The 15,490-nt window shown below is 74.4% G+C and carries 17 protein-coding genes; 8 read left to right on the top strand and 9 right to left on the bottom strand.

Features of this window, described 5'->3' with window-relative positions:
* Positions 1-83: 83 nt before the first annotated feature.
* The 3 genes from C0216_RS03720 to deoC are packed head-to-tail and all read right to left on the bottom strand — an operon-like array spanning position 84 to position 3,377.
* Complete coding sequence (locus tag C0216_RS03720) at positions 84-980, bottom strand: aldehyde dehydrogenase family protein (RefSeq protein ID WP_114053865.1); 897 nt, start codon at positions 978-980, stop codon at positions 84-86.
* Positions 973-2,409 (bottom strand): aldehyde dehydrogenase family protein, encoded by a 1,437-nt coding sequence (locus C0216_RS03715; RefSeq protein ID WP_114053864.1) that lies wholly within the window; start codon positions 2,407-2,409, stop codon positions 973-975. Before C0216_RS03715 ends, C0216_RS03720 begins: the two co-directional genes overlap by 8 nt.
* Before the next feature lie 5 nt (positions 2,410-2,414).
* On the bottom strand, positions 2,415-3,377 hold the full coding sequence (gene deoC / locus C0216_RS03710) for a deoxyribose-phosphate aldolase (protein WP_114058433.1): 963 nt from the start codon (positions 3,375-3,377) through the stop codon (positions 2,415-2,417).
* A 299-nt stretch (positions 3,378-3,676) separates the two neighbouring features.
* Here deoC and C0216_RS03705 point away from each other — a divergent pair, with 299 nt between their 5' ends.
* Positions 3,677-4,378, top strand: a complete 702-nt coding sequence (locus tag C0216_RS03705) for a hypothetical protein (RefSeq protein ID WP_114053863.1) — start codon at positions 3,677-3,679, stop codon at positions 4,376-4,378.
* 76 nt (positions 4,379-4,454) lie between these two features.
* The gene (locus C0216_RS03700; protein WP_114053862.1) at positions 4,455-5,117 is read left to right on the top strand and encodes a PH domain-containing protein; all 663 of its coding nucleotides are present in this window, start codon (positions 4,455-4,457) and stop codon (positions 5,115-5,117) included.
* Positions 5,118-5,123: 6 nt separating this feature from the next.
* On the opposite strand, the gene C0216_RS03695 is transcribed toward C0216_RS03700, so the two are convergent.
* Both C0216_RS03695 and C0216_RS03690 read right to left on the bottom strand, forming a co-directional pair.
* Positions 5,124-5,561, bottom strand: a complete 438-nt coding sequence (locus C0216_RS03695) for a DUF7144 family membrane protein (RefSeq protein WP_114053861.1) — start codon at positions 5,559-5,561, stop codon at positions 5,124-5,126.
* Positions 5,562-5,710: 149 nt separating this feature from the next.
* A complete protein-coding gene (locus C0216_RS03690) occupies positions 5,711-6,865 on the bottom strand; it encodes a calcium-binding protein (protein WP_162793110.1) in 1,155 nt (384 codons plus the stop codon).
* Between the two features lie 181 nt (positions 6,866-7,046).
* On the opposite strand from C0216_RS03690, the gene C0216_RS03685 reads away from it, so the two are divergent.
* Both C0216_RS03685 and C0216_RS03680 read left to right on the top strand, forming a co-directional pair.
* Complete coding sequence (locus C0216_RS03685) at positions 7,047-7,631, top strand: VanZ family protein (RefSeq protein WP_114053859.1); 585 nt, start codon at positions 7,047-7,049, stop codon at positions 7,629-7,631.
* Positions 7,632-7,673: 42 nt separating this feature from the next.
* Positions 7,674-7,874, top strand: coding sequence for a PspC domain-containing protein (locus C0216_RS03680; protein WP_114053858.1), 201 nt, complete (start codon positions 7,674-7,676; stop codon positions 7,872-7,874).
* A gap of 60 nt (positions 7,875-7,934) precedes the next feature.
* Here C0216_RS03680 and C0216_RS03675 read toward each other — a convergent pair whose 3' ends face one another.
* The 3 genes from C0216_RS03675 to C0216_RS03665 form a co-directional block, all read right to left on the bottom strand.
* Positions 7,935-8,702, bottom strand: a complete 768-nt coding sequence (locus C0216_RS03675; RefSeq protein WP_114053857.1) for a hypothetical protein — start codon at positions 8,700-8,702, stop codon at positions 7,935-7,937.
* A 173-nt stretch (positions 8,703-8,875) separates the two neighbouring features.
* Positions 8,876-9,148, bottom strand: a complete 273-nt coding sequence (locus C0216_RS03670) for a hypothetical protein (RefSeq protein WP_114053856.1) — start codon at positions 9,146-9,148, stop codon at positions 8,876-8,878.
* Positions 9,149-9,274: 126 nt separating this feature from the next.
* Positions 9,275-10,435 (bottom strand): adenosine deaminase, encoded by a 1,161-nt coding sequence (locus C0216_RS03665; protein ID WP_114053855.1) that lies wholly within the window; start codon positions 10,433-10,435, stop codon positions 9,275-9,277.
* 115 nt (positions 10,436-10,550) lie between these two features.
* On the opposite strand from C0216_RS03665, the gene C0216_RS03660 reads away from it, so the two are divergent.
* The 3 genes from C0216_RS03660 (at position 10,551) to C0216_RS03650 (ending at position 13,099) form a co-directional block, all read left to right on the top strand.
* A complete protein-coding gene (locus C0216_RS03660) occupies positions 10,551-11,273 on the top strand; it encodes an alpha/beta hydrolase (RefSeq protein WP_114053854.1) in 723 nt (240 codons plus the stop codon).
* Positions 11,274-11,337: 64 nt separating this feature from the next.
* A complete protein-coding gene (locus C0216_RS03655) occupies positions 11,338-11,706 on the top strand; it encodes a cupin domain-containing protein (RefSeq protein WP_114053853.1) in 369 nt (122 codons plus the stop codon).
* A 340-nt stretch (positions 11,707-12,046) separates the two neighbouring features.
* Positions 12,047-13,099, top strand: coding sequence for a helix-turn-helix transcriptional regulator (locus tag C0216_RS03650; RefSeq protein WP_246042305.1), 1,053 nt, complete (start codon positions 12,047-12,049; stop codon positions 13,097-13,099).
* On the opposite strand, the gene C0216_RS03645 is transcribed toward C0216_RS03650, so the two are convergent.
* Positions 13,030-14,070, bottom strand: coding sequence for a LysR family transcriptional regulator (locus tag C0216_RS03645; protein ID WP_246042768.1), 1,041 nt, complete (start codon positions 14,068-14,070; stop codon positions 13,030-13,032). The two genes, C0216_RS03650 and C0216_RS03645, sit on opposite strands and share 70 nt — an antisense overlap.
* 63 nt (positions 14,071-14,133) lie before the next feature.
* On the opposite strand from C0216_RS03645, the gene C0216_RS03640 reads away from it, so the two are divergent.
* Positions 14,134-15,420 (top strand): MFS transporter, encoded by a 1,287-nt coding sequence (locus C0216_RS03640; RefSeq protein ID WP_114053852.1) that lies wholly within the window; start codon positions 14,134-14,136, stop codon positions 15,418-15,420.
* Positions 15,421-15,490: the final 70 nt, after the last annotated feature.

Here is a 15,490-nt window from a genome sequence, read left to right as displayed (position 1 = left end):
GGCCCCGGGCAGCAGAAGGGCCGTCGGCGGCACAGGTGTGCCGCCGACGGCCTTTCCCGCGTTCCGCGCGGGGCGCGGTCCGGCTAGTAGCTGGAGCCGGAGGCGCCGAGGGAGCCGGTCGGGTGCCAGACCGTCTTGGTCTCCAGGAACGCCGTCATGCGCGACGTGCCCGGGTCGGCGCTCCAGTCGTCCACAGGCTGTGGACGCAGGACGCGCTTGAGGTTGTCGGCCGCCGCGGTCTCCAGCTCCTTGGCCAGCGCCTCGCCGGCGCCCGCCAGGTCGATCGCGTTGACGTCCTGGTGGGCCGCCAGGTGCGGGCCCATCTCGGAGGCCTTGCCGGAGAGGACGTTCACCACGCCGCCGGGCAGGTCGGACGTGGCGAGCACCTCGCCGAGGGACAGCGCCGGCAGCGGGGCCTTCTCGGAGGCGATGACGACGGCGGTGTTGCCCGTCGCGATCACCGGGGCGATCACCGAGACCAGGCCGAGGAAGGACGACTCCTGCGGGGCGACGACCGCGACGACACCGGTCGGCTCGGGCGTCGACAGGTTGAAGTACGGGCCCGCGACCGGGTTGGCGCCGCCCACGACCTGGCCGATCTTGTCGGTCCAGCCCGCGTACCAGACCCAGCGGTCGATCGCGGCGTCCACGACGGCGGCCGCCTTGGACTTCGACAGCCCCTCCGCCTCGCCGACCTCGCGGACGAACTGCTCGCGGCGGCCCTCCAGCATCTCGGCGATGCGGTAGAGGATCTGGCCGCGGTTGTACGCGGTCGCGCCCGACCAGCCGCCGAACGCCTTGCGGGCGGCGACGACCGCGTCGCGGGCGTCCTTGCGGGAGGAGAGGGGGGCGTTGGCCAGCCACTTGCCCTTCGAGTCCGTCACCTCGTACACCCGGCCGCTCTCGGAACGCGGGAACTTCCCGCCGACGTACAGCTTGTAGGTCTTGAAGACGTTCAGTCGCGTGGTCGACTCAGACATCGAGGTAGGCCTCCAGACCGTGGCGACCGCCCTCGCGGCCGAAGCCCGACTCCTTGTAGCCGCCGAAGGGCGAGGTCGGGTCGAACTTGTTGAACGTGTTGGCCCAGACGACACCCGCGCGGAGCTTGTTCGCGACGGCCAGGATGCGCGAGCCCTTCTCCGTCCAGATGCCCGCGGACAGGCCGTACTGGCTGTTGTTGGCCTTCGCCACGGCCTCGTCGGGCGTGCGGAAGGTCAGCACCGACAGCACGGGGCCGAAGATCTCGTCGCGGGCGATGGTGTGCGCCTGGGTGACGTTCGTGAACAGCGTCGGGGCGAACCAGTAGCCGGAGGACGGCATCTCGCACGCCGGGGACCAGCGCTCGGCGCCCTCGGCCTCGCCGGTCTCGGCGAGCGCCGTGATCCGGGCGAGCTGCTCCGCGGAGTTGATCGCGCCGATGTCGGTGTTCTTGTCGAGCGGGTCGCCGAGGCGCAGGGTGGACAGGCGGCGCTTGAGGGAGTCCAGCAGCTCGTCGTGGATCGACTCCTGGACGAGCAGGCGGGACCCGGCGCAGCAGACCTGGCCCTGGTTGAAGAAGATGCCGCCGACGATGCCCTCGACGGCCTGGTCGATCGGCGCGTCGTCGAAGACGATGTTGGCGCCCTTGCCGCCCAGCTCCAGGGTGAGCTTCTTGCCGGTGCCGGCGACCTGGCGGGCGATGGCCTTGCCGACCGCGGTGGAGCCGGTGAAGGCGACCTTGTTGACGTCCGGGTGCGCGACGAGCTCGGCGCCCGCGTCCCCGTAACCGGGAATGATGTTGACGACGCCCTTGGGCAGCCCGGCCTGGCGGCAGATGTCCGCGAAGAACAGGGCCGACAGCGGGGTCGTCTCGGCGGGCTTGAGGACGACGGTGTTGCCCGCGGCGAGCGCCGGGGCGATCTTCCACGCCAGCATCAGCAGCGGGAAGTTCCACGGGATGACCTGGCCGGCGACGCCGAGCGGGCGCGGGTCGGCGCCGTAGCCGGCGTGGCCGAGCTTGTCGGCCCAGCCCGCGTAGTAGAAGAAGTGCGCGGCGACCAGCGGGAGGTCCGCGTCGCGGGTCTCCTTGATCGGCTTGCCGTTGTCGAGGGTCTCCAGGACGGCCAGCTCGCGGCTGCGCTCCTGGATGATCCGGGCGATGCGGAAGAGGTACTTGGCGCGCTCGGCGCCGGGCAGGGCGGACCACTTCTCGAAGGCCTTGCGGGCGGCCTTCACGGCGCGGTCGACGTCGGCGGCGCCGGCCTGGGCGACCTCGGAGAGGACCTCCTCGGTGGACGGCGAGACGGTCTTGAAGACCTTGCCGTCGGCCGCGTCGGTGAACTCGCCGTCGATGAAGAGGCCGTAGGAGGGGGCGATGTCGACGACCGAGCGGGACTCGGGAGCCGGTGCGTACTCGAATGCAGATGCCATGGTGATCAGTCCACCGTCACGTAGTCGGGACCGGAGTAACGGCCGGTCGTCAGCTTCTGGCGCTGCATCAGCAGGTCGTTGAGCAGGCTGGAGGCGCCGAAGCGGAACCACTCGCTGGTCAGCCAGTCCTCGCCCGCGGTCTCGTTGACCAGGACCAGGAACTTGATCGCGTCCTTGGTCGTGCGGATGCCGCCGGCCGGCTTCACGCCGATCTGGATGCCGGTCTGCGCCCGGAAGTCGCGGACGGCCTCCAGCATCAGGAGGGTGTTGGCCGGGGTGGCGTTGGTGCCCACCTTGCCGGTCGAGGTCTTGATGAAGTCGGCGCCGGCGAGCATGCCGATCCAGGAGGCGCGGCGGATGTTGTCGTACGTCGACAGCTCGCCGGTCTCGAAGATGACCTTCAGGCGGGCGGCGGTGCCGTCCTCGCGGACACACGCCTCCTTCACGGACCTGATCAGCTCGTACGTCTCCAGGTAGCGGCCGGCGAGGAAGGCGCCACGGTCGATGACCATGTCGATCTCGTCGGCGCCGGCGGCGACGGCGTCGCGGGTGTCGGCGAGCTTGACGGGCAGCGCGGCGCGGCCGGCCGGGAAGGCGGTCGCGACGGACGCCACCTTGACGTCGGCGCCGTTCAGGGCGGCCTTCGCGGTGGCCACCATGTCCGGGTAGACGCAGACCGCTGCGGTCATGGGCGTCGTACGGTCGGTCGGGTCGGGGTGGACGGCCTTCGCGGCGAGCGCACGGACCTTGCCCGGGGTGTCGGCACCCTCAAGCGTGGTCAGGTCGATCATCGAGATGGCGAGGTCGATGGCGTACGCCTTGGCCGTCGTCTTGATCGAACGGGTCCCGAGCGCGGCCGCGCGGGCCTCCAGGCCGACGGCGTCCACGCCGGGCAGCCCGTGCAGGAAGCGGCGCAGCGCACTGTCGGACGTCGTCACGTCGGCGAATGCGGTGAGGGTGGTGGGCATGGTCACCAGACGAGCATATCTACGCGCGTAGCGGCCTGTCACCCCCCAAGGCTGCACATCTGTGCGGGGTCGGCTGCATCCGTGCTGTGAGGGGTGTGCAAAGGCGCTGGTCACCGCCGTTACACGGCCATGACGGGAATCCGACGGTCCGGCCGAAACCCGCGCATAGATTTTTCCCAGCAGCCCGCCAGACCTCCCGGACCACGGACCACGGCCCGACCCGGCGACCGCCCGCCCCGCCCGAGAACGCGCGGCATGCGACTCTCCCGCCCATCCTCGACACAGCTCCAGGAGTCGTGATGCGTACCGCCCCCGCCCTCCGCACCCCGCTCGTCACCGCCGCCCTCGCGGGCGCGCTGCTCTGGCCCGCCGCGAGCGGGGTGTACACGGCCGTCGCCGCGCAGGCCCCGCAGGGCGCGTCCGCGGCGTACGGCGGGGGTGCCGCGTCGGACGGCGCCGACCGGTACGCGGGCGAGCCGGTGTACATCGGCGAGGGACTGGTCGCGGTGCTGCGGAACGGGCCGGAGGGCCCGGAGGCCTGGATCCGCGCCGTCGGCACCCAGTGGAAGCCCGGCGACCCGTACATGGTGCGGGTGCTCGCGCTGCTGGACCGGAGCCACCCCGGGGACACCGTGAACGGGCTCGGGCTGCGGCTGGCCAAGGCGGACACCGGTGCGCCGGTGCTCGTCGTCACGCAGGACGGGGCGACGGCCTCCTACCCGCTGCCGGCGAAGGGCGCGGCCGTGAAGCCGGCCGCCGCCCGGCCCGCGGCGGCGTCCGCCTCGGCGCCTGCGTCGGCGCCTGCGGAGGAGGCCGCGGCCCCGGCCGTGCAGGCGGGGGCGGCGGCCGCGCCCGCGGCGCTCGTCACGACGGCGTCCGCCGCAACCGCGGCGGAGGACGGCGACGGCGCGGTCACGGTCGCGGCGGGCGCCGGGCTGGTCGCGATCACGGGCGCGACGGCCGCGGCCCGGCTGCTGCGCGCCCGCCGCGGCGGCGCCTGACCCGCCCGTCGGGCGGCCGGGACGGGGGCCGCGCAGGGGGTCGTCGTCCGGGGGCGGGTGAGGCAGAATCGGGCGCATGAGCAGCCAGCAGCCTCCTGACGAGCCGGTCTACGACGACCGGGTCTACCGCTCCCCCATGGCCGTCGTCACCGGGGTCCTGCTGCTGGCGCTGACCGCATGGCTCTGCGGCGACGCGATCGTCCGGGGTGAGGGTTCGGCCCGCTGGTTCGGGGCCGCAGCCGCCCTCTTCGCGGTGCCGATGATCGTGGCGTTCACGATGCGCCCGGCCGTCTTCGCCAACGAGGACCGGATGCGGGTCCGCAACCCGTTCCGCGTGATCGAGCTGCCCTGGGCGGCCGTGGACACGGTGCGCGCCGGGTACTCCGCCGAGGTGCTGGCCGAGGGCTCCACCTACCAGCTGTGGTCCGTCCCCGTCTCGCTGCGCGAGCGGAAGAGGGCGCAGCGCGGGCGGCTCAGCCGCCGCGGCGGGCTGACCGGGCGCGGCCTGACCGTGAAGCCGTCCGGGCCGAAGGCCGGGGGCGGCGCCGCGGACGGCTCCGCCGCCGAGCCGCAGCGGGCGTCCGCGGACCGGGTCGTCGACGAGCTGCGGGAGCTCGCCGAGCGCGGGGCCTCGCGCGCGGGCGCCCAGGGCGGCGTACGGGTGCGCTGGTCCTACGAGGTCATCGCACCGGCCGCCCTGGGCGCCGTGTCGCTGGTCGTGCTGTTCGCGCTGCGCTGAGGGTCGTCAGACGCGGGCGTCCGGCGGGTACCCGGGGTCCTTGCACAGGGCCCAGATGACGAAGATCGCGATGGCGATGGCGATCACCGACCACCAGGGCTGGTACGGCAGCCACAGGAAGTGCGCGATCAGCGACAGGCAGGCCAGTGCGATGCCGGCGATGCGCGCCCACAGGGCGCCGTTCTTGAGCAGGGCCAGGCCTGCCGCCAGGGCCAGGATGCCGAGGATCAGGTGGATCCAGCCCCAGCCGGTCAGGTCCAGCTTGAAGGTGTAGTTGCCGATGCGCTGGTAGACCTCGTCCTCGGCGATCGCGGCGATGCCCTCGAAGATCGCGAGCACGCCGATGACGGCGAGCATGACGCCGGCGAACACGGTGCCGCCGGTCGCCCAGTCGCCGGTGCCGCCGGGGCGGCCCGCGGGTGTCTGAGTGGGTGTGGTCGCCATCGCGCCACCTGGCCTCTCGCTCGAACGGGTGGGGCCATTCGAGCGTGCGGGGGCCGGGCCGCCCGGGCGAGCTGCCGTGGGCCGAACGGGTGACGGGCGCCCGGTCTCCGCGCCTGCCTGCCCGGCTGCCCGGTGCCCGGCCCGCGCCGTCAGAGTTCGCAGTCGATGCGGACGTTCGTGCCGGACTCGCCGTCGCAGTCGTCCGTGCCGGTGAGGCCGTTCAGGGTGTCGTTGGCCGGGCCGCCGCGCAGCAGGTCGTCGCCGGATCCGCCGGTGAGGAAGTCGATGCCGCCCGCCGTGCCGACGGAGTCCCGGGCGAACCGGGAGTCGGTGTTGTCGCCGACGATGAGGTCGTTGCCGCCGCGGCCGTCGATCACGTCGTTGCCGGCGGTCGCGCCGGAGGGGTCGCCGACGCCGCTGTCGCCGGCGAGGACGGTCTCGTCCGCGCTGCCGCCCATGATGCGGTCGTTGCCGGAGCCGACGGCCTTGCCGGAGTAGGCCCGGTGGTCGCCCCAGGCGCCGTACCCGCCGTCCGCGCCGAGGTCGATCAGGTCGTCGCCGCCGCTGCCGGCGGTGTCGCCGAGGACGGAGGCGCTGTCGCCGACCGCCTGGCCGGTCTCGCCCTCGCCCTCCAGCAGGACGTCGTCGCCGGCGCCGGTCGCACCCCGGAAGCCGCTGGAGTCGCCGGTCAGGCTGTCGCTGTCGCGGCCGCCGTCGAGGCGGTCGTCCGCCCCGCCGGTCGCGCGGTCGCCCGCGCTGTCGCCGATCAGGGAGTCCTCGCCGTCGCCGCCGAAGAGCAGGTCGGCGGAGGCGCCGTCGGCCGTGCCCTGCACGGCGAAGTGGTCGCCGACCAGGGTGTCGGCCCCGCCGCCGCCGACGAGGTGGTCCCGGCCCGTCGGGCCGGAGGCCCCGCCGGTCCAGGCGGCGTCGTCGCCGACGAGGAGGTCGGCGCCCGGGCCGCCGTCGGCCTGGTCGTCGCCCGCCCCGCCCGCGATCCTGTCGTCGCCCGCGCCGCCGAGCAGGACGTCGCCCTCGCCGAGGCCGCAGATGAGGTCGTTGCCGTCGCCGCCGTCGAGGACGTCGCGCCCGGGCGTGCCGATGAGGACGTCGTCGCCGGGCGTGCCGCGCGTACCGGTGGCGGCCGCTCCGAAGCAGGTCGCGGCCGCGCCCGCCGTGTCCGCCGCGTGGGCCGGGAGCGCGCCGAGCCCGGCGAGGGCGGCCGCCAGGACCTGCGCCCCGACGAGGGCGGCGATCCTGCGGGCGGGCCGGGCGGGGCCGCGGAGGTCTCTTCGGGGTCCGGGCATGGCGCTCTCCTTCCGCGGCATCGGGTATGCGTCGCGTGGCGCTCACTGTGCGTGGCGCACGCCGGTGCCCGGGAGGGGCGCGTCCACAGCCGCCGTATTTTCATCCGATCGGCTTCTCGTACGACTCACCTTGCCGGAGGCATACGGAACCGAAGCCGCCACAGGCTGCGTCCACGCAGGTGTGCAGCGTCATGAGGCCGGCCACTGCGCCGCCACCGCCCTACACCTGCGGCTCCGGCTCCTCGGCGGGGCCCTGCTGGTCGCCCACCTGCTCCTCGTCGGCTGGCTCACCCTGCGCCCGCTGGACGTGCCGTGGGCGGCGGCCGCGAACCTGACGCCGTTCGAGGGCATCCGCGCCGACCTGGAGAACGGACCCGTGGCGGCGGCCCGCCGGATCGGCGAGGGCCTGGCGCTGCTGGCCCCGCTCGGGGTGCTGCTGCCGCTGGCCGGCGGGAGCCTGGCGCCGTCGCCGCTGGCGGCCTGGTCGTCGCTGGTGCGGACCGCGGCCGCGGGGGTGCTCGTCTCGATCGGCATCGAGATGCTGCAGAGCTCGGTTCCGGGGCGGGTCGTGGACGTGGACTCGGTGCTGCTGAACACGGCGGGCGTGGTGCTGGCGCACGTCGCGGTGGTCCCGGCGGCGCGGGCGCGGATGCGGCGTACGCGCGCGGCGCGGGCCGAGGCCTCTCAGGGGTCCACCCCGAGAATTGCCAGGGTCGGGCTCGGCCCTTGGACCGACGTTCTGTCTGCGGTGCCGCGCGAGTATTGAGGCATCACGGAAAACCCCGTGAATATCTACGGAGGAGATCCCATGAGCGCCCTTGTTCGCCCCCGTGACGGCCGCTGGATCGGCGGCGTCTGCGCCGGACTGGCGCGCCGGTTCGGAATGTCCGCGAACACGATGCGGCTGATATTCGCCGTCTCGTGCCTGCTGCCCGGGCCGCAGTTCCTGATCTACCTGGCGCTGTGGCTGCTCCTGCCGAACGAGAAGCCGTCCGCCGCCGCCTGGTGACGGGCGGGCCGCCGCCCGGGTTGCGGCGGCCCGGCCCGTGCGGCGTCCGCGGCCTGCGGTTCAGGCCGCGCGGCGGACCTTCTCCAGCTGCTTGTCGGCGACCTCCTGCGGCACCTGCGCCTGCTGCCCGGCGGCCGCCACGTTGAGGGCCATCAGGCGCACGATCGTGTCGCCCTCGCGGACGACGACCACGTGGACGTGGGCGGAGACGCCCTGCGCGGCGGCGGTGGTGGTCCAGCTGACGGTGTCGTCGCCCGCCGTGCGGTATCCGGCGGCGCGGACGTCGCGGTAGCTGCCGCTCTGGTTCTGGACGGTGGCGGTGAAGCCGGTGCCGCAGGCGGCGACGGCGTCCTTCAGCCGGGAGACGAGCGCCTTGGCGTCCCGCTCGGCGTAGGAGCTGACGGAGGCGGAGACCGCGAGGCCGACCTCCTTCTGGGAGCCGATGCCGCGGTTGACCGTCTCGCGGGCGGCCGGGTCCGGCTTGTCGCCCATGATGTCGGCGAGGGGCTGGCAGGTCCTGCGGTCGGCCTGGGGCTGGCCGTCGGGCGCGGCCGGGTTCTTGCCCTGGGCGGAGACCTGGTAGCCGGGCAGGTCGCCCGGGGCCAGGGCGGAGCGCTCCAGCCTGCTGCCGCCGGACGGCGGTGCGGCCGGGGCCGGGGAGGTGCCCGCGGAGGGCGTGCCGGCGGGTGCGGTGACGGGGGCGGAGCCCTTCTGGTCCGGCGCCTTCCCGCTGCCGGGGCCGCTGCCGCAGGCGGTGGCCCCCAGGACGAGGGCGGGCAGCAGGGCGGCGGCGACCGCTCCGGTGGTGGTTCGTGGCTTCGTACGCATGACCGGCGACCTCTCCCCCGGCGGTTGCCGGGCGCGTCCCGCCCGGGCCTCGGCGGGCGGTTGGCGGGGATCCTGGCACACGGCGCCGCGCGGCGCACACCTGGTCGAACCGGCGTGCGCCGCGCGGGCACGCTTGCGAATCGAAGGGGATCCGGGGACGGATCCGGGGTGGGTCAGCCGCCGAGGGCGCCGTTCAGCGGGAGGCCGCCGAGGGTGGGGCCGAGCGCGTTGGCCAGCTCGCCGACCGGGGCCGCCGGGTCGCTGGACTCCTGGCCGTCGGCGTTGACCTGCTGCTGGCTGGTGAGTCCCTGGAGGGCGCCGGTGGCGGTGCCGAGCGCGTCGGTGAGGCCGACGGCGGGGGTCGCCGAGGCGGTTCCGGCAGCGGCGGCGGCGAAGGCGGCACCCATGGCGGCGGCACCGAGCATCTTGGCAGCTGACTTCTTCATGAAGGATGTCCTTGCGACGGGGAACTGGGCGGCTCCGCAACCTAGCCACTGCAAACCGGCGCCCGCAAACATCGGGAAATACGAAGAAGCGCCCGGGAATTGCTCTTCCCGGGCGCCCCCCTTTCGTCAGGCCGTGGCCTGGGTCCCCACAGAACCGCTGGTGGAGGCGGTCTGCCGGAACAGCCATTCCGACTTCAGCTCGGCGTAACCCGGCTTGATGACGTCGTTGATCATCGCGAGTCGTTCATCGAAAGGAATGAACGCGGACTTCATCGCATTGACGGTGAACCACTGCATGTCGTCGAGCGTGTAGCCGAAGGCATCGATCAGGTGCTCGAACTCGCGGCTCATGCTGGTGCCGCTCATCAGCCGGTTGTCGGTGTTGACCGTCAGGCGGAAGTGCAGCTTGCGCAGCAGGCCGATCGGGTGTTCGGCGTACGAGGCCGCCGCGGCGGTCTGGAGGTTCGACGTCGGGCACATCTCCAGGGGGATGCGCTTGTCGCGGACGTACGAGGCGAGGCGGCCCAGCGTGACGGAGCCGTCCTCGGCGACCTCGATGTCGTCGATGATCCGCACGCCGTGGCCCAGGCGGTCGGCGCCGCACCACTGGAGGGCCTGCCAGATCGACGGCAGGCCGAACGCCTCGCCCGCGTGGATCGTGAAGTGGTTGTTCTCGCGCTTGAGGTACTCGAACGCGTCGAGGTGGCGGGTGGGCGGGAAGCCCGCCTCCGCGCCGGCGATGTCGAAGCCGACGACGCCGTTGTCGCGGTAGCGGTTGGCGAGCTCGGCGATCTCCAGCGCGCGGGCGGCGTGGCGCATCGCGGTGAGCAGGGCGCCGACGCGGATGCGGTGCCCGGCGGCCTTCGCGCGGCGCTCGCCCTCGCGGAAGCCGTCGTTCACGGCCTCGACGACCTCTTCGAGGGTCAGGCCCGCCTCCAGGTGCTGCTCGGGGGCGTAGCGCACCTCGGCGTAGACGACGCCGTCCTCGGCGAGGTCCTCGGCGCACTCGGCGGCGACCCGGAAGAGCGCCTCCTTCGTCTGCATGACGGCGCAGGTGTGCGCGAACGTCTCCAGGTAGCGGGGCAGGGAGCCGGAGTCGGCGGCGTCCCGGAACCAGGTGCCCAGCTTGTCGGCGTCGGTCTCGGGCAGCTTGTCGTAGCCGGTCGCGCGGGCCAGCTCGATGATCGTGCCGGGGCGCAGTCCGCCGTCGAGGTGGTCGTGGAGCAGCACCTTCGGGGCACGGCGGATCTGGTCCGGAGTGGGCGGGTTGGAGGTCTCGCTCGTCATCTGCGCACTGTAACTCCTACGCGCGTAGAGCGCGTCGGCGGCGTGAGGCTCCGATATCCAACAGAGACCGTACGGAGGGGGTCGCGTACACCTGTCAGTCTGAGACTGTTCCGCCATGTCACATCTTGCGCCGCCGGCGCGCGGGGCCCGCCTGGGGCGGGCGTCCGGCGCGAACGGCTCGGTCTCGACGGTCAACGGCGTGGTGCTCCTCCTCCCGGGCGGGTCCCGGTGGGCGCCCGGCCCGGTGCGCCCGCTCGCGCGGGCCCTGGCCCGGGCGGGCGGGGCGGACGGCCTGGTGGTGCACACGCTCGCGTACGGCGGCCGCGGCTCCCCCGAGCAGGACGCGCGCTGGGCGGCGGACGAGGCCGTGCGCCGCTACGGGGACGTCCCGGTCTGCCTCGCCGGGCACGGCGCCGGCGGCCGGGCGGCCCTGCTCGCCGCGGACCACGAGGCCGTCAACTGCGTCGTCGCACTGGCCCCTTCGCTCGGCGCGGCCGCCGACCCGGACTCGCCCGAACCGGTGAAGCAGCTCTCCGGCCGGCAGGTGCTCCTCGTGCACGGGACGAACGACTCCCGCAGCGATCCGGAGTCCTCCTTCCGGCTCGCCGAGCGCGCGAAGAAGGCGAACCGGGCGACCTGCCGCTTCGAGGTGCACTCCGACGGCCACCGGTTACGCGAGCACCGGTCCGAAGTGGTCTCCCTGGCCGTGGACTTCGTCCTCGGGGCGGTGCTGTGCGCCCGCTTCTCCCGCCCGGTGGCCGACGCCCTGGCCGCCCCGCCGCCGATCGGCCTGCGCATGCCGCTGGCCTCGGGGTTCGGCCGTTCGCTGCGCGGCTGAGCAGGGGCCTGCGGCGTAGAGTGGAAGAGGACTCGGGGGCAGCGCGCTCCGGGAGGCGATGGCCATGGCCATGGTCCGCAGGAACTTCGACAAGGCCGACGAGACACGGCCCTTCGTGGACGGCACGGGTCGGCTCGACCTGATCCAGGTGGAGGGCGGAGCCGTCGGCCGCGCCGTCTTCGAGCCGGGCTGGCGCTGGTCGGAGCACATCAAGCCGCTGGCCGGCACCGACAGCTGCCAGTCCGCGCACACCGGGTACGTGGTGAGCGGGCGGATGCACGTCGTCATGGACGACGGCGAGTCGGACGACTACGGGGCGGGCGACTTCATGCAGGTCACGCCGGGCCACGACGCCTGGGTCCTCGGCGACGAGCCCTGCCTGGTCATCGACTGGACCGGCTTCGCCGGCTACGCGAAGCCGACCGAAGGCTGAGGCCCGCGTTCTGGGGCGGCGGCGGCCGCACCGGTCCACCGCGGGCCGGCCGTTCCGCCCCCTCTCGGTCGGACGGCCCCGGGCTGCCGGGTGCGGCCACCGCCGTACGCGCATCTGCGCACCGGGCGGCCGCCGTACGGCGGGACGCGGCCTGGCAGGATGCGGGCAGCCGTGGTCGTCGGCCGTCCGCGCACCATCCCGCCGATCCGCGCTTCCCCCTCCCGGTGCCCCCACTCTGCCGGTTCCGGACGCCTGGGATCCGCCGGGCCGGGGGTCGTCTTGCCGCCTTGCGGGAACACGAGGGGTTTACGAACAACCGCAATCCGGGACGAATACGCACATGCCCGCCGAGGAACCCGCACCTGCCGCCGGAGGCGAACTGAGCCCCGCGGCCCGGCGCCTTTACGCGTACGCCGTCGAGCGGCACTCCTTCGCCCCCGCCGAGGCCACCGCCGCTCTCGGGGCCAGGGCCGCGGCGGCCATCGCGGAGCTGGCCGCCGCCCACCTGCTCCAGCGGGCCCCCGGCAGCGGCGGCGAGCGGTGGTGCGCCGTCGCCCCGCGTGCGGCGGCCGCCCGGGCACTGGCCCCGCTGGCGCTGCTCGTCCGCGAGACCCACGACGAGATGGACCGGCTGCGCGGCCGACTGGAGGCGCTGGTGCCGGCGTACGAGGCCGGGGCGGCCCTGCGCGAGCGCACCGGGCCGGGGAGCTGCGAGCTGGAGACGGTCACCGACCTCGGGGCGGTGCGGGCGCTGATCACCGAGCTGGCCGCGGGATGCGAGCGCGAGCTGCTGACCTCGCAGCCGGGCGGCGCCCGCCCGCAGGAGACCCTCCAGGAGGCGATCGGGCGGGACGAGTCGCTGCTGGCGCGCGGGGTGCGGATGCGGACGATCTACCAGCACACGGCGCGCTACTCCCGGCCCACGGCCGCGTACGTGGAGCGGGTGACGGCGCTCGGCGCGCAGGTGCGGACCCTCGGCGACGGGCTGATGCGGATGCTGATCTTCGACGGGCACACGGGGCTGATGGCGGTGCCCGACCGCACCGGGGCCGCCCTGGTGGTGCGCGAGCCGAGCGTCGTGCACTTCATGGCCTCCGCCTTCGAGCGGTCCTGGCTGAAGGCGGAGCCGTTCCCGACCACGGTCAGCCCGGAGGCCGCACGGACGCTCTCGGACGAGCTGCGCCAGACGATCGTCCGGCTGCTGTCGGAGGGGCTGGAGGACAAGGTCATCGCGCGCCGGCTCGGCATGTCGGAGCGGACCTGCCAGCGCCACATCGCCGGAATCATGCGGGCGGTCGGCGCCAAGTCCCGCTTCCAGGCGGGCTACCTGCTCTCGGCGGCCGGGCCCGCCTCCGCGGCGGAGGCCGCGGAGGGGCCGGCGGCCGGCTCCTGAACCGGGGCGTGCCACTCCGGGATCAGCCGGCCGCGGCGGGACAGCAGGAACCGCTTGAACTGCGCGACCGGCGGGGTGTCGGGATGGCCGTCGAGCCAGGCGACGCCGATCTCGCGGACGGCCCGGGGCGCGGTCACTGTCAGCTCGACCACACCCGGCCGGGGGACCGCGGGAGGCGGCAGCAGGGCCACCCCGAGGCCGGCGGCGACCAGGCCGCGCAGCGTCTCGGCCTCCTCCCCCTCGAACGCCACGCGCGGGGCGAACCCGGCCTCCGCGCACAGGTCGTCGGTGATGCGGCGCAGGCCGTAGCCCGGCTCCAGGGTCACGAACACCTCTTCGGCGGCCTCGGCGAGGCGGATGCGCTTGCGGACGGCGAGGCGGTGGTCGTCGGGGACGACCAGGCGCAGGCGCTGCTCGTCGAGGCGGCGGGCCACCAGGTCGGGGGCGTCGGGGAGCGGCGACGTCAGGCACAGGTCGAGCTCGCCGGCGCGCAGCCGCTCCAGCATGGCCTCGCCGTAGTTCTGGACCAGGGAGAAGCGGACGCCGGGGTGGTCGGCGCGGAAGGCGCGGATCAGGCCGGGTACGGTCTCGGGGCCGAGGGTGTGCAGGAAGCCGAACGCCACCTTGCCGTGGGCCGGGTCGGCGTCCTGCTGGACGGATCCGGCGGCGCGGGCGATCTCGGCGAGCGCCTTCTCGGCGGAGGCGAGGAAGGTCCGCCCGGCCGTGGTCAGCGCGACGGTGCGGCCGCGGCGCGCGAACAGGGAGACGCCCAGGTCCTGTTCGAGGCGGACCATGGCGCGGGAGAGGGTGGACTGCGGGACGCCGAGCTCGTGGGCGGCGCGCGTGACGTGCTCGTGGCGGGCGACCGCGGCGAAGTACGCCAGCCGCGGCGCCAGCAGACTTGTCACGGCCATGTCTTCTTCGTAACGGTTCGCTGACATGCGCCCTCCTGAACAGCGCTGATGCACCAGTGGATCGATTATCGCGATTCTGTGCATTGGACGCATGAAACGGGCCGGGTCTACGGTCGTTGCATGCCTCCCGCTCATACCGGGGCACCCGTCCGCACGGGTGCCTCCACCCCGTCGTCCCCGAAGCCCCTCCGCGCCCACTCCCCCGGCCGCCCCGGCTACCGCCGGATGAGCCTCGCGCTCTTCGCCGCCGGACTCGCGACGTTCGCCCTCCTCTACTCCACCCAGGCGCTGCTGCCGGCGATCTCGGACGGCTTCGGGGTGACGGCGGGTCAGGCCAGCTGGACCGTCTCCGCCGCGACCGGCGCACTCGCCCTGTTCGTGCTGCCGCTGAGCGCGCTGTCCGAGCGCTTCGGGCGGACCCGGCTGATGACGGTCTCCCTCGCGGTCGCCGTCGGCGTCGGACTGCTGGTGCCGTTCGCCCCCGACCTGGAGTGGCTGGTCGTGCTGCGGGCCGTCCAGGGCGCGGCGATCGCCGGCGTCCCCGCCTCGGCGATGGCGTACCTGGCGGAGGAGGTCGAGCCGAAGGCGCTGGTCGGCGCGATCGGCCTGTTCGTGGCGGGCAACTCCATCGGCGGGATGAGCGGCCGCATCGCCACCGGCTGGGCGGCCCAGGCGTGGGGCTGGCGGGCCGGCCTGCTGACCGTGGGCGTGCTGGCGCTGGCCTGCGCCGCCGCCTACCGGGTGCTGCTGCCGCGGGCCCGGTTCTTCCGCCCGGCGCCGCTCGCCCCGCGCGCGGTGGGCGCCGCCGTCGCCCGGCACCTGCGCGACCCGCTGCTGCTGCGGCTGTACGGGATCGGCGCGCTGTTCATGACCGTCTTCGGGGCCGTGTACACGGTGATCGGCTACCGGCTCGTCGAGGAGCCGTTCTCCCTCGGGCAGGGCGTCGTCGGCTCCGTCTTCCTGATCTACCTGGTCGGTACGGCGTCCTCCGCGGCCGCGGGAGCCCTGGTGGCGCGGGTCGGGCGGCGCGGGGCCCTGTACCTGGCCGTGGCCACCACCGCGCTCGGCCTGCTGCTCTCGCTCGCCGACGCGCTGGCCGCGGTGCTGGCCGGGCTGGTGCTGATCACCGCGGGCTTCTTCGCGGGCCACGCCGTGGCGTCGGCGGCGGTCAGCCGCACCGCCGCCACGGGCCGGGCACAGGCCTCCGCCCTGTACCAGTCCGCGTACTACCTCGGCTCCAGCGCGGGCGGCACCCTCGGCGCCCTCGCCTACCACACGGGCGGCTGGGCGGCGACGGCCGGGATCGCGCTGCTGGCGGTGCTGGGCGTCGTCTCGATCACCCTGTACGGCTCGCACGCCGCCCGCGCGGAGCGGCGCCTGCCGGTGCGGGCGGCCGCCGCCCGCTGACAGACCTTCCGGCGAACGCGTCCGTGCGGGGACGCGCGGCGGGCCCCGGGCGATCCCCGGGGCCCGCCTC

Origin of the sequence: Streptomyces globosus, from assembly GCF_003325375.1 — a bacterium.
GTDB lineage: Bacteria > Actinomycetota > Actinomycetes > Streptomycetales > Streptomycetaceae > Streptomyces > Streptomyces globosus_A.
The sequence above is the reverse complement of the archived record's forward strand: the minus strand, read 5'-3'. Positions and strand labels throughout refer to the sequence as shown.

Bases quoted from the DNA above. Each gene is read 5' to 3' on its own strand.
- C0216_RS03720 (WP_114053865.1), bottom strand. From the start codon at position 980: ATGTCTGAGTCGACCACGCGACTGAACGTCTTCAAGACCTACAAGCTG.
- C0216_RS03715 (WP_114053864.1), bottom strand. From the start codon at position 2,409: ATGGCATCTGCATTCGAGTACGCACCGGCTCCCGAGTCCCGCTCGGTC.
- deoC (WP_114058433.1), bottom strand. From the start codon at position 3,377: ATGCCCACCACCCTCACCGCATTCGCCGACGTGACGACGTCCGACAGT.
- C0216_RS03705 (WP_114053863.1), top strand. From the start codon at position 3,677: ATGCGTACCGCCCCCGCCCTCCGCACCCCGCTCGTCACCGCCGCCCTC.
- C0216_RS03700 (WP_114053862.1), top strand. From the start codon at position 4,455: ATGAGCAGCCAGCAGCCTCCTGACGAGCCGGTCTACGACGACCGGGTC.
- C0216_RS03695 (WP_114053861.1), bottom strand. From the start codon at position 5,561: ATGGCGACCACACCCACTCAGACACCCGCGGGCCGCCCCGGCGGCACC.
- C0216_RS03690 (WP_162793110.1), bottom strand. From the start codon at position 6,865: ATGCCCGGACCCCGAAGAGACCTCCGCGGCCCCGCCCGGCCCGCCCGC.
- C0216_RS03680 (WP_114053858.1), top strand. From the start codon at position 7,674: ATGAGCGCCCTTGTTCGCCCCCGTGACGGCCGCTGGATCGGCGGCGTC.
- C0216_RS03675 (WP_114053857.1), bottom strand. From the start codon at position 8,702: ATGCGTACGAAGCCACGAACCACCACCGGAGCGGTCGCCGCCGCCCTG.
- C0216_RS03670 (WP_114053856.1), bottom strand. From the start codon at position 9,148: ATGAAGAAGTCAGCTGCCAAGATGCTCGGTGCCGCCGCCATGGGTGCC.
- C0216_RS03665 (WP_114053855.1), bottom strand. From the start codon at position 10,435: ATGACGAGCGAGACCTCCAACCCGCCCACTCCGGACCAGATCCGCCGT.
- C0216_RS03660 (WP_114053854.1), top strand. From the start codon at position 10,551: ATGTCACATCTTGCGCCGCCGGCGCGCGGGGCCCGCCTGGGGCGGGCG.
- C0216_RS03655 (WP_114053853.1), top strand. From the start codon at position 11,338: ATGGCCATGGTCCGCAGGAACTTCGACAAGGCCGACGAGACACGGCCC.
- C0216_RS03650 (WP_246042305.1), top strand. From the start codon at position 12,047: ATGCCCGCCGAGGAACCCGCACCTGCCGCCGGAGGCGAACTGAGCCCC.
- C0216_RS03640 (WP_114053852.1), top strand. From the start codon at position 14,134: ATGCCTCCCGCTCATACCGGGGCACCCGTCCGCACGGGTGCCTCCACC.